This window comes from Loigolactobacillus zhaoyuanensis, from assembly GCF_003946385.1.
In the GTDB taxonomy this organism is placed as follows: Bacteria; Bacillota; Bacilli; order Lactobacillales; family Lactobacillaceae; genus Loigolactobacillus; species Loigolactobacillus zhaoyuanensis.
In genome coordinates this window covers 1-13,015 of record NZ_RHOE01000016.1, presented here as the reverse complement: position 1 = coordinate 13,015, position 13,015 = coordinate 1, and the positions used below count along the sequence as shown (strand labels likewise).

10 protein-coding genes are annotated in these 13,015 nt (G+C 41.9%); 1 reads left to right on the top strand and 9 read right to left on the bottom strand.

The window, feature by feature from the left end:
* Positions 1–381 precede the first annotated feature (381 nt).
* The gene (locus EKM76_RS05115; RefSeq protein WP_125549627.1) at positions 382–1,674 is read right to left on the bottom strand and encodes an adenylosuccinate synthase; all 1,293 of its coding nucleotides are present in this window, start codon (positions 1,672–1,674) and stop codon (positions 382–384) included.
* A gap of 234 nt (positions 1,675–1,908) precedes the next feature.
* On the opposite strand from EKM76_RS05115, the gene EKM76_RS05110 reads away from it, so the two are divergent.
* Complete coding sequence (locus tag EKM76_RS05110; RefSeq protein ID WP_125549626.1) at positions 1,909–2,856, top strand: TDT family transporter; 948 nt, start codon at positions 1,909–1,911, stop codon at positions 2,854–2,856.
* A gap of 99 nt (positions 2,857–2,955) precedes the next feature.
* Here the strand turns inward: EKM76_RS05110 and EKM76_RS05105 are convergent, their stop codons facing one another.
* The 8 genes from EKM76_RS05105 to EKM76_RS05070 form a co-directional block, all read right to left on the bottom strand.
* The gene (locus EKM76_RS05105) at positions 2,956–3,423 is read right to left on the bottom strand and encodes a hypothetical protein (protein WP_125549625.1); all 468 of its coding nucleotides are present in this window, start codon (positions 3,421–3,423) and stop codon (positions 2,956–2,958) included.
* A gap of 67 nt (positions 3,424–3,490) precedes the next feature.
* A complete protein-coding gene (locus EKM76_RS05100; RefSeq protein ID WP_125549624.1) occupies positions 3,491–4,774 on the bottom strand; it encodes a LysM peptidoglycan-binding domain-containing protein in 1,284 nt (427 codons plus the stop codon).
* A 284-nt stretch (positions 4,775–5,058) separates the two neighbouring features.
* The gene (gene dnaB / locus EKM76_RS05095) at positions 5,059–6,465 is read right to left on the bottom strand and encodes a replicative DNA helicase (protein WP_125549623.1); all 1,407 of its coding nucleotides are present in this window, start codon (positions 6,463–6,465) and stop codon (positions 5,059–5,061) included.
* 187 nt (positions 6,466–6,652) lie between these two features.
* Entirely contained in the window at positions 6,653–7,105 is a 453-nt protein-coding gene (rplI, locus tag EKM76_RS05090; RefSeq protein ID WP_125549622.1) for a 50S ribosomal protein L9, read from the bottom strand.
* 53 nt (positions 7,106–7,158) lie between these two features.
* Positions 7,159–9,171: a DHH family phosphoesterase gene (locus tag EKM76_RS05085; protein WP_125549621.1), complete on the bottom strand. Its 2,013-nt coding sequence runs from the start codon at positions 9,169–9,171 to the stop codon at positions 7,159–7,161.
* A 180-nt stretch (positions 9,172–9,351) separates the two neighbouring features.
* Entirely contained in the window at positions 9,352–10,695 is a 1,344-nt protein-coding gene (locus tag EKM76_RS05080) for an FAD-dependent oxidoreductase (RefSeq protein ID WP_125549620.1), read from the bottom strand.
* A 43-nt stretch (positions 10,696–10,738) separates the two neighbouring features.
* A complete protein-coding gene (locus EKM76_RS05075) occupies positions 10,739–11,401 on the bottom strand; it encodes an EAL domain-containing protein (protein WP_125549619.1) in 663 nt (220 codons plus the stop codon).
* 208 nt (positions 11,402–11,609) lie between these two features.
* Positions 11,610–12,737: a GGDEF domain-containing protein gene (locus EKM76_RS05070; RefSeq protein ID WP_125549618.1), complete on the bottom strand. Its 1,128-nt coding sequence runs from the start codon at positions 12,735–12,737 to the stop codon at positions 11,610–11,612.
* Positions 12,738–13,015: the final 278 nt, after the last annotated feature.

Here is a 13,015-nt window from a genome sequence, read left to right as displayed (position 1 = left end):
CAACCATTGCCAGCTGGAATGGAGGCGCCAGTGGACCAGATGTGTCGATAGTTCTTGATGGCGGGTTATGCCATTTAGAACTATGCGTGGCTGGCGAGATCCATTTTTCCATCTGCTTTTGGGTTTATTTAGGAAAAATTAGCTCGCCAACGCGCCACTGTCGCCCGTTTTTAACAACTAAGTTCGACAAGTATCAGAACTGGCGCTTAACCGCTAAGCAGAACCTACTTCCCGTTGTCGATTGAACTATGGCAAAAACCGCCAAGTTCAAGTCGCACTCGTTCCGTCCACTGGCGCTGGAATGTAAGCTAACCAGCTCTGCTTACAGCCAAACTTCATAAAGAAACGTAATAGCTGAGCACCTTATGAAACACTCTTTTTCTATATTTCTTGCCAAATATCGGTCAATACATTGGTTTGATCACGATCTGGACCAACAGAGAAGGTCGCGATATCGACGCCAACTAAAGCAGCCACCCGTTCAACATAGTGGCGCGCATTCTCCGGTAACTCTGCCAACGTTTTAACGCCAGTGATATCTTCTTGCCAGCCAGGCATTTCTTCATAGATTGGTTTGCATTTGGCTAATTCATCCAAGCTGGCTGGATAATGGTAGATCGTCTCGCCATCGCGTTCATAAGCGGTACAAATTTTAACCGTTTTAAGGCCAGTTAACACGTCAATTGAGTTCAGGCACAAATCAGTTAGGCCAGAAACCCGCTTGGCGTGGCGCATAACAACGGAGTCAAACCAGCCGATTCGCCGTGGCCGTTTAGTCACTGTGCCGTATTCGTGGCCGGCTTCACGTAAGAAATCGCCGGTCTCATCCAATAATTCAGTTGGAAATGGACCATCGCCAACCCGTGAGGTATAGGCTTTACAAACGCCAACGACTCGGTTGATCTGAGTTGGACCAACGCCATTGCCAACGGTAACGCCACCAGCAACTGGATTAGATGACGTAACAAATGGATAGGTACCTTGGTCAATATCCAGCATCACACCCTGTGCGCCTTCAAATAAGACTTTTTTGCCTTCATCCAAGGCGTCATTTAATAAGACTGATGTATCCGTAACAAACTGTTTTAAACGTTGACCATAAGCATAAAATGGTTCGAAAATATCGTCAAAGTTCAACGCTTGGCCACCATAAATTTTAGTGAATAACTGATTCTTAAAATCAAGGTTTTCACGTAATTTTGCTGCAAAAACATCCTTATCGAGTAGATCGACCATCCGAATCCCAGTACGGGCTGCTTTATCCATATAAGCTGGGCCGATACCGCGATTGGTGGTGCCGATTTTCTGATCGCCTTTACTTGCTTCTTGCAAGCGGTCAAGTTCGATATGGTAGGGTAAGATAACGTGGGCGCGGTCGGAGATTCGTAGATTATCCGCCGTTACCCCATTTTCAGCTAAGTAGTCCAATTCTGCTACCAACGACTCTGGATTGACCACCACACCGTTACCGATGATCGAGAGTTTGTTGGGATACAGAATACCGGATGGAATTAAACGAAGTTTTAAGACCTTGCCTAGCGCATGGATCGTATGTCCTGCGTTGTCGCCGCCTTGTGACCGAGCAATAATGTCGGCACTTTCGCCCAAGAAATCGGTGATTTTTCCTTTTCCTTCATCGCCCCATTGGGATCCTACTACAACAACTGATGCCATATAATAACACCTCATTGAATTAGTGTATGTCTTGCTGCACTGCAACAACACACCAAGGCTTATTCTATCAAGAAAAAGAGTTCACTTCAAGTTAAATCCGAATGAAATTTTTTAAAAATATAAATTATCGACTAAAACACGAACATTAATTAAATCTTTCCCGGCTGTTGTAAAAGTTAGCAAAGTTACGTAAAATGGTATCAGTTTCATTTTTTAAAGTAGGAGGCGCCGTACTTGTCTAGATTTTTGAAATCAATTCCACTGCCAATTTGTGGCTTAATTTTAGCAATCGTATCGCTGGGTAATCTATTTAAGGATTATCAGCACTTATTGATCGGTGATTTTTTAGGTATGATTGGTATCGCTTTAATTCTCGTTATCGTGTTAAAAATTATTAGTGCACCGCAAGATACTTTAACTGATCTGCATGATCCAATCATTGCCTCCGTTGCACCTAATTTTTCGATGGCATTGTTGGTCGCCGCCACTTTTTTCACGGCTTATCCCGTACTAGCTAATAGTATTTGGTACCTTGGCGTTATCTTGCAATACGGGTTATTAGTTTATTTTACGTGGCGCTTTGTTGGTACACACCAGTTACAATTCACGCAAATCTATCCTAGTTGGTTTATTGTCTACGTCGGTATCGGTGTTATTCCTTTGACGGCTGCTAATTTCAATCCGTTGCTGGGTCAGATTACCTTCTGGCTAGCCTTAAGTGCTTACCTAGTCTTACTGCCGTTTGTCATATGGCGCGTCCTGTTTGTTCGGAAAATGCCGGAAGCAACATTACCTTTGATCACCGTTATGGCCGCACCTGGCTCCTTGTGCTTAGCCGGCTACTTGCGTGACTTTGCCCATCCCCAGATTTTCTTGCTGTGGGGCTTAGTTATTTTGGCACAACTAGCCTACTTATTCGTGCTCTTTTTAATGCCACGACTAGCACAAGTGCCCTTTTGTCCCAGCTATGCAGCTTTCACCTTTCCGTTAGTGATCAGCGCCTTGGCCATGACCTACTTAGTCGACTACCTGCAAAAAGGTGGTCAGCACCTTGTCTGGCTCCAATTGGCAGCTCGTGGCGAAAGTTTGATCGCATTAGTAGTGGTCGGCTGCATTTCACTGCGTTATCTTAAATATTTACGTCGCCAAAACTCATTGGCCACACCAGAAACAACTAAGTGACCAATTTAATCATTGAACAACTACTCGGTAAAAAATAAACAAGGGAATTACGACGTATTAAACCTGTCGTAATTCCCTTGTTTTAATATTTGCTATAGTTTAATTGACCTTTTCAAACACTGTTTTGCTTTTAACTTGGCCTTGACCCGCTTGTGCAATTTGGTAAGTAAAACTACGCGCAGTGAACTTATTACTTGTCGCAAGGATCTTATTGTATTGCCACTGCGATACTTTATTATCCTTGATCTGCGCTAGCGTTAATGTCCCCGCTTCAGCCTTATAGTTCCAAGTAACTTCCTTTGATTGTAGCTTATATTCTTTGTCAAAGGAACTTTGACTTTTAGCAGCAGCAAGTGCGGTGTTTTTATTTTGATTGACCACGATTTTATTATCATTCTCAGCAAACGTGACGTAGAGTGACTTATCTTTAGAAACACTCTGATAACGATAAGTATTCCCTGGGAGCCGCTTCGCCACTGAATGACTCATATTCCAATAAAACCCACCACCGACCGCCAAAATAATGACGATCAACACACTAAAAATGACCCATTTTCTCTTTTTCATCGACCCAATAGTTCCTTTCAATTAATTAGCAGCTATCTTAAAAGATGGCTGGTTAAATCTATTTAGACTAAAAGTCCTCGACGTCTGTATTGACATCCTCATCAGAATCAGTCGTCACCGTATTGTTACTGTCTTCGTCGGACTCTGAGTTAGTGTCATCACTTGAACTATCTGTATCGGTTTCCGGATCTGAGCTATCATCAGCGTCATCTGCAGTTAATGTGACGTTAAAATCAAAACCATCATCAGTCGCAGTCACAGTTAATTCGATCGTATCTGCGTCACGAATATCGCTTAACTGTTTATCCGTTTTTAATTGCCGATAGATCTGCTTAGCTAATTTATTAGCATTCTTAGTCGTTAACTTTTGATTACTAGTCGTGATCGTCTGATCTTCATCATAAAGTGTTTGTGTATCTGACGCTTCACTGTCAGTGTCGGTATCAGTAGATTCAGATTCGGTATCTGTGCTACTATCAGCATCTACAGATTCACTATCACTAGATTCATCAGACTCAGTATCATCAGTTTGCGCAGTAAAATCAACGGTGAGATCTGCGTCATCATCAAGTCCTATTTTATCAGCTAATTTATCACTAATTGCTTCAGCAAATTCATCTTCATCTAAAGTTGTTGTACCAGTTGTGCGGGCAGCTTTGGTGCTCTTTTTAGAAGTAATGCTTGTTGAATCGGCCGCATCACTAGAAGACTCAGAAGTCGTTGCTTCGCTGGCAGAAGAAGACTCGCTAGAAGTGGTTGTATCACTAGAACTAGTGGTAGCATCAGTAGCGTCTGCAGGGTTTGACGTGGCGGTATCATCAGCTGGTGAAACGTACTCGTTATTTTCTTGAGTCGAATTATCATTGATGATGACTGGAGAAACATCAATATGAACCGAGTTATCGCTATTATCAGTAAAATTATTGATGGTTACCTTGGTGTTCGCAACTCGTGTCCCATCACCCTGATAATACCAGTCGCTAGGAACATAGCCACCACGATTCAAAACTAAGCTATCGCCAGCATAGATCAAATCAATGTTTTTAATGTTATTATCATACGCTAATTTACGCACTGAAATTCCCGTTGCTTCAGAAATACCAGATAACGTATCACCCCATTGAATAATGTACTTATTCTGATTTAAATTATTGACGTCGATATGTTGAGCGTCAATATTACTACTAATTTGTTCACTATCATTAGCCACCCAATTGGTAATATCAGCCCGTTCCGCATTGGTTTGATTAGCATAGAAACTATCCGCCAATACAGTTGTCGTTTGAGCTAACAATGGCGCAAATAATAGCGTACTTGCAAGTGCCGCGCCAACGATCCGGTTTTTATTCATGTTTATTTACCCTCCAAATTAGTCTAAATGCCCGCAGTCTATCTCAAATATAACCGCTTTCTTTAAACAACTCAATAGTTTATTAGAAAATTTGTATAGAAAACAAACAAAAATATTATCATAAAAGCGAACTTTCGCCGCATTTCTGATAAAACAGAAAACTAGCAACTAAAAAAATCGACGAGAGCATCCGTCGATTTTTTTAACGCTGTTGGCGCCGCGGCTCAAAACCACCGCAAGAAATATGGCACTAAATCTTATTTTTCTTTCATAATGCCACCTTATTACGCTTCCGGTACGTAAGCAATTGAGGAAAATTTATTATATTGCTTCACGAATAATAATTTTACCGTACCACGCGCGCCACTCCGGTTTTTCTCGATGATGACTTCAACTTCACCAACCTCTTGATCAGCCTCACGCTGACCGCCAGCGGCACTATTTTGGGCGAAATTACTGTTGTTATCATCGTCGTCACCGCTATCTTCATCGCGATAATAGTCTTCACGATATAAGAAGGCAACGATATCAGCATCCTGTTCGATCGAACCTGATTCACGAATATCAGATAACACTGGCCGCTTGTCCTGACGCTGTTCCACCCCACGAGAAAGCTGGGATAAAGCAATAACTGGCACACGTAGTTCCTTAGCTAATTTTTTCAATTGCCGCGAAATTCCAGAAACTTCTTGTTGGCGGCTTTCTTTGTTGCTACCTTCGATCAGCTGCAAATAATCGACCACCACTAAGCCAAGATTCCCTTTTTCCTTCGCTAAACGGCGACATTTAGCCCGGATCTCGGACATTTTATTCCCCGGCGTATCATCAATATAGATCGATGCCTTGGACAAGCTACCCATGGCGATGATCAAGTTTTGCCATTCTTCTTCCGACAACTGGCCGGTACGCAAATGGCCCGCATCGATACTACCTTCCGCGCATAGCATCCGGTTGACCAATGATTCTGCGCTCATTTCCAAACTAAAAATCGCCACAGTTTTATCGGTTTTCGTGCCAACGTTTTGGGCAATATTTAGTGCAAAGGCGGTTTTACCAACGGCTGGCCGCGCCGCTAAAATAATTAATTCATCTTCCTGCAGGCCGGCAGTCATTTTATCTAAATCACGATAGCCGGTCGGTAAGCCGGTAATATCATCACTATTTTGATATAACTGATCGATTTGCTCGATCGTACTGTTTAATACATCCGAAATCGACTTAAAACCAGTGGAATTACGCTGCTCCGAAACGTTCATGATGTCTTGTTCGGCTTCGTCAAGAATTGCCGTCACGTCATCTTCGGTATAACTCTTAGTCACAATATTAGTCGCTGCTTGAATCAAACGGCGCAGAATCGACTTCTCTTGAACGATTTTAGCGTAATGGGCAACATTAGCTGCCGTAGGTACCGCTACCGCTAAATCAGCTAAATAAGGCAAGCCACCGATATCTTCCAGCTGATTCTGACCTTCTAAGCGATTTTGTAACGTCACCACATCAATGGCTTCAGAAATATCATTTAAGTCAACCATCGCTTGGAAGATAAGCTGATGTGCCCGCCGATAAAAATCAGCTGGTGTAACAAATTCCATCGCTTCAACCAACGCATCAGGATTTAAAAAAACCGCGCCGAGAACCGCTTGTTCGGCCTCGATATTCTGTGGCGGTGTTTGATCGATTAATTCATTCACGCAAAAAACCCTCTCTTAAAAGCTAAACGTCAAAATACTGCCATCATTATACGTTGTTCTAGTCAAGCTAGCAATCAACCTGTACTGAATTATTTTCAAATTAAAAAAGGAACCGCAGGACGTTTTTCCGCTTCGCTAATGACCGCAGTCGAACGCCTATTGTTCCGATATTTAATCTAAATATATCTTATTTTTCCGTAATGTGTACGCGAATTTTAGCGGTAACATCACCATATAATTTCACTGGTACATTGCGATAGCCTAAAGCACGGATCGGTTCAGCTAATTCAATTTTGCGCTTATCGACTTCAATTTGATATTGTTGCTTTAAGGCTTGGGCGATCTGTTTGCTTGGGATCGAGCCAAACAAACGACTATCGGCACCTGCTTTAGATTCGATCACAACCACAGTTTCATCTGCTTCAATGACTTTTTTCAATGCCTCAGCTTCAGCTAATTCCTCTTCCGCCCGGCGTTCTTCCGCGCGCTGCTGTCCTTTAAGTTGGCTCATTGCTTGATTAGTAGCCGCCTTAGCTTTACCGTTTTTGATCAAAAAGTTTTGTGCATAACCAGATGGTACTTCTTTGGTTTCCCCACGCTTGCCTTTACCACGAACATCTTCTAAGAAAATAACTTTCATTATATAATTCCTCCTCATATCGGCTGTCTATTTTTGCGAACTACCTGTATAAATTATTCTGCTGTTTTCTGCTCAGTTTGGGCCAATACTTGCTCCAGCTCATCCCGCGCAGCAGCGACGGTGGTATTTTCCAGCTGAGTTGCGGCATTGGATAAATGACCGCCACCACCGAGTTGTTCCATGATCACTTGAACATTGACCTCACCAAGGCTACGCGCGGAAATTCCGATCGCACCACCTGGCCTCCGGGTAACAACAAAGGAAGCATCGATCCCCGACAATGATAGCAACGTGTCGGCTGCTTGGGCTGCGATCACTGGGTCATAAGTTTCGGTTTCCTCACCTAAACACAGCGCCATATTCGGCCGAATGAATTCAATCGATTCAATTAAATGATTCTTTTGAATATAATTATCAACGTTTTCTTTCAATAATCGTTGCACCATTACAGCATCTGCGCCTACAGAGCGTAAATAACTTGCTGCGTCAAAGGTCCGTGTCCCAGTACGTAACGAAAACGATTTTGTATCAACAGTGATGCCTGCCAACATGGCAGTCGCTTCCAACTTATTGATGGCTTCGGTTTCCTTAGGCTGATATTCAAACATTTCTGTGATCAACTCACAAGTAGACGACGCATAAGGTTCGATGTAAACCAGCATTGGATTTTCCGGAAATTCTTCGCCACGACGATGATGATCGATAATGATCGTCCGGTTAGCCAAACGGTGATAAAGTACTGGGCTTGTTGAAATCGATGGCTTTGAATGATCCACCATCACTAACAAACTCTGATCAGTCGCCAACTCTGGTGCTTGATCGGGCGTCAAAATATCAGGGCCAATTTCTGGATCCGCCTTAAGTTGCGTCAGTAAGCGTTGAATATCCGTATGCACATGCTCTTGATTGACTACGATCGAGCATTTCTTACCATTCATTACCGCGATTCGACGAATACCTAGACAGGCACCTAGTGAGTCCATATCCGGCTGTGCGTGCCCCATAACAAAGACCTGATCCGTTTGGTTCATGACTTCTTGTAAGGCCTGGCTGATCATACGTGCCCGCACACGGGTCCGTTTTTCCATTGGGTTAGTTTTACCACCATAAAAACGAGCTTGATCGTTTTCTGATTTGACGACTACCTGATCACCACCACGACCTAAAGCTAAATCAAGATTGCTTTGTGAAACCGTGGCTAACTTAGCTAAATCAGTATCATCGTACGCGATTCCCATCGACAAGGTCAACGGATAATTTTGCTTCGAGGTCCGCTCACGGATCCGATCCAAAATTTTAAAATTATCCGCTTCAATTTTTTTCAGTGTCTTAGCATAGATCATTATAAAGAAATGATCATCATCGACTCGTTTCAGAAACATCCCATAATGACGCGCCCAATTGCTTAATTCATTGGTCACGTAATTATTCAAATTCGAGATATTTTTATCAGTCATCGTCTGCGTGATTTCGTCATAGTTATCGAGGAAAATTTGCCCGATCGCTAGCTGCTCTTCATTATAGCGCTCTTCGATTTTAGCATAGCGGGTAATGTCTAACAAATAAACGACCCGAATACCTTCCTGGATAATGATCTCAAACTGATTATCGCCCCAACGAACTGTTTTCGGTTCGCTTGTTGCTTCGTTTTCCGTGATCAGCTTAGCTAATTCAGGGTCGATCGTCGCAATTGACTCACCCAAAACTTCTTTTTTGCCTAAATATTCTTGTAGGTAGGGATTCGTCCATTCAATTTCATTAGCCTCACTGTAAAGTAAGATCCCAATCGGCATTTTGATCAGCGCTTCTTGCTCACCACGTTTGATTCGATAAGAAAGATCAGAAATGTACGCGTTGGTATTTTTCGTGACGGTCTCTAAAGCATAGAATACGGTACCGACCAAGGCTGTAAACAACACTAGTAAAAATATCCCCAAAACAAAATTAATAAAGAAAGCCAGGATAACACCAAGTGCTGCGAATCCAACCAGTCCCACCGTCGTTAAACGCAACCGATCATTTTGCAAAAAAGCCGGCAAATGGTCCCTTGAAAATAATTTTTTCATAATAACTCCTCTTGACCAAATCCTAAAATGATAACCCTATTTTATCACAATCGCTTTCTTGAATATACAGCGGCAATTCCAGCGCAGTCTTAAAGGCTGCGCTAGCGTCTTTTAACTGCTGGTTGAAATCCACTGTGATAAAAATAAAGGAGCTGTGTTTACGCACACCTCCTTTAAATCTTAATTTTCTTGATCGATCGCCATTTGCGCCACTTGATTAAGGTAGTTCACTGGCTGATCATAAAATGGATTAAATAACATATCTGTGAATGCTAAATCTTCAATTGTATTCTGATTTTGAATACTGATCGAAATCGCATTAGCCGATTGGGTCAAATCATATTCGCCAAAAAATTGTGCGCCTAATATTCGATGATCCACCCGGTCATAAACTAGTTCGATCACTACTTCGCTGGTCTGCGGCATAAAAGTTGGCCGGTACGGGCCACAATAAGTCACGCTTGTTGCATCGATTCCAGCGGCTAACGCTTTTTTTAATGTGATTCCGGTGGTCGCCAACGTTTGCGCAAATAAACGTAAAGCTGTGGTCGCCTGAGTGCCGGGATAACGCTGAACGTGACCATATAAATTGCGGGCAATGATTCGGCCTTGCTGCACCGCATTCGTTGCTAAGGGAATAAAAATTGGCCGCTTAGTGGGATTAAATTTAGCGGCACAAGCGTCGCCAGCCGCAAAAATAGTCGGTTCTGAAGTTTCCAACCAATCATTAGTAATGACTGCGCCATGCCGATCTAAATCAACTTGGCCTTGCAGTAGATCTGTATTTGGCATAAAGCCAGTGCAAACAACGACCAAGTCAGAAGTGAAGTCGCCCTGCGGTGTTTTAATTTGTACCGGTGCGTTAGGCTCACTTGTATTAAAGGCGGTGACAGGGGTATTTAAATGTACCGTTACACCATGCTGCTGCAATGAAGCAACGATGCGTGCGGACATTTCTGGATCAACATAATTACTTAACACCTGACTATCGCCTTGTAATAAGGTAACTTGATGATCAGTATTGGCATAAGCTTCTGCCAACTCGATTCCAGAATAACCGGCACCGACAATTGTTACTTGATGACTAGTTGACGCACTTTGCTTGATTGCTTGTGCTTGATGATAGTTTTTACATACTAGGACCTTGCTACTATCGACGCCTTGCAACAGTGGTACTGACGCCGCTGAACCCGTGGTCATAACTAAACGATCATAAGTATCTGTAAAAATGGCTTTGGATTCAAGGTTCTGTACCGTTATTTGCTGCTTTTTGGCATCAATTTTTAAAACATCATGTTTGATTTTTACATTGACACCCAAGGACGCTAAATGTTCAGGTGTTTCATAAAACATATCCTCTAAGTGTTTGACTGTATCTTGTAAATATAAGGCGATCCCGCAAGATAGAAACGAAACATTATCATTACGCTCATAGACGGTGACTTCTGCTTCCGGATGCTGTTTCATAATCTCCGTAACAGCAGTAACACCAGCATGCGTACAACCAACTACAATTACTTTCAAACCACCACGTCCTCCTTCAGCATTTGGGGCTGTATTTTCTCATTTAGCAAGCGACTGGATGGGGCTTGCCATAATAATAGCCCTGCCGTAGATCAATATTCATATGATCAACTAATTCATCGTCATCAGCGTTTTCGATACCTTCTAAAATAAAACGCAATTTATAACGATCAGCAAAATTACGCCAAAAAATAACTTGTGCTTGCATCAGCGGATCATGGATCGTGCTGTCAAAGTTCTGCAACGCGAACTTGATCTCATGGGCGTAAGGGATCAATTGTGTAATTTGTGCTAAAAGATTGCGACCACTACCGACGTCATCCAAAGAAATTTCCATACCATGATCAGAAAATTGACGCAAAACCGGAATTAATTGCTTATTCGTAATATCGGCAGCAGTGACTTCTTCAGTAACTTCAATTTTCAAACGAACTGGCCGCAGTTGATCTTGTGCCGCTAATAAGGCAGATACGACCTTTGGATTGATCATCTGTGTACGATTTAAGTTAACGGCCACTGAACCAATTTTTAATTCTAATTGGCTAGTCGTCTCTAACAATAACGTTGCAATGATCGTCGGTGAGATCGCGGCAAAAGAAGCTGGTGCACGCCAACCAACAGCGGTTTTTTCTTTTAACAAAAGTTCATAGCTGATCAAAGTTTGGTTGTGTTTATTCAGTATTGGTTGAACAAAATATTTATACATAGTTAGCCCACTTCCTCTAGAAATAAAAAAGACCCGCTACTTGTCTTTCTCAAGTGCGGGTCGTATCTCTATTTATTAGTTAAATAGAGTTGAGCAATCATTAACATTAAATTTTAAAATAAATTAAGTCTGCTTGACTTCATAAGTAATTATAGCACAAACCAAGTTAAACGAGCAATTAAATTGTACCCCAGATAAATGTAACCTGTTACACAGCAATTTGATTGCCGCCGGCTCGTTTTGCAGTATAAGTTAGATCATCGACTCGGCGAAAGAACGCGCGCGAGGTTTCATCCGTTTGCTTAACCTGGCTTAAACCTGCCGAGAAAGTCAGCTTAATTTGCCTATTTTCATATATAAATTGATGTTGTCGTAGCTGCTTCAATAACTGTTCAGCTAATTGTTGCGCGTATTCAGAGGTAACATCGTTGAATATCAAAGCCATTTCCTCGCCACCGATTCGATAAGGCACAATATTAGTTCCTGCCATTGCGGATAACATCCCACTAAATTCTTTTAAAACAGCATTACCAGCCAAATGTCCGTACGTATCATTCACGTGCTTAAACCCATCTAAGTCCATGATCATTAGATTCAGCACTTTTTTAGTATTGCCTGTTTTCTGAAAAGCACGTTCAAAATTCAAACTAAATGAATGATAATTATAAAGCTGCGTCAATTCATCAATATAGGCGCCTAATGTTTGTTCAGAGATCAATAACTGATTTTGCTCCAGAAACCGAATCAACAGCACCGGAATTCCGCAAAGAAATACCATCCCGATCAAATGAAGTAGTAGCTTCGTAACTGACAAACTACTAGCAACAACTATGTTCTTATACACAAAGATGGCGGCCCAAAATAAGGTAGTCGTTACCCCAAACCAGAGTAACTGCCAGTTGAAGGTCAGGCGCTTACTCTGATTGATCAGCACGATCAAGGTAAATAAAATAACGTATAACAACGAATAAACAACGATATAACTTTGAAAACCCCACAATAAAAAATAGGCAGTTAAAGCTACGGCTACAACGATCGTCGCAATTTGCGTTCCTAAAAAAATAAGTAATAAAAGAATGGCCATAATTCTTAAATTAACTAGCGCAAGCGTATTAAAAAAATACAGATGTTCAATAACCGATAAACTGATCCCAACCACCGAGAAATAAATAATGGCGCTTAACTTAAGTTGCCAGTTCATATTTCCGATCCAAACCACTTCGTTAGAATATTTGGTCGTCGAATAATCCGCAATCAATTGGAAGCCAAATACGACACCTAAAGTGACCAATATTTCAATTACAAAGAGAATGATCTGACTAACAATTGGCATCATTTATCTCGTCCTTAATTTCATCCACCATATTTTAATTATCTGCAACAGCTCAATCTTAACAGATTTACGACCTGCACCCAATAGCTTTCAGCCGATCTGTTTCACGTGAAGCAATATTTTAGAGCAAACAAAACTCTCCGCGCGGCCACCGCGCGTAACCATCTATGAAAAGAACGCCTTTACCGTTATACTAGCGGTGAAGGCGTTCTTTTGTACATCGTCTTTTTATTGGTGCCTTGAGCCTGAAAATAAAACCGATGGTCTTCAATTCGTGAGAT

Bases quoted from the DNA above. Each gene is read 5' to 3' on its own strand.
- EKM76_RS05115 (WP_125549627.1), bottom strand. From the start codon at position 1,674: ATGGCATCAGTTGTTGTAGTAGGATCCCAATGGGGCGATGAAGGAAAA.
- EKM76_RS05105 (WP_125549625.1), bottom strand. From the start codon at position 3,423: ATGAAAAAGAGAAAATGGGTCATTTTTAGTGTGTTGATCGTCATTATT.
- EKM76_RS05100 (WP_125549624.1), bottom strand. From the start codon at position 4,774: ATGAATAAAAACCGGATCGTTGGCGCGGCACTTGCAAGTACGCTATTA.
- rplI (WP_125549622.1), bottom strand. From the start codon at position 7,105: ATGAAAGTTATTTTCTTAGAAGATGTTCGTGGTAAAGGCAAGCGTGGG.
- EKM76_RS05085 (WP_125549621.1), bottom strand. From the start codon at position 9,171: ATGAAAAAATTATTTTCAAGGGACCATTTGCCGGCTTTTTTGCAAAAT.
- EKM76_RS05075 (WP_125549619.1), bottom strand. From the start codon at position 11,401: ATGTATAAATATTTTGTTCAACCAATACTGAATAAACACAACCAAACT.
- EKM76_RS05070 (WP_125549618.1), bottom strand. From the start codon at position 12,737: ATGATGCCAATTGTTAGTCAGATCATTCTCTTTGTAATTGAAATATTG.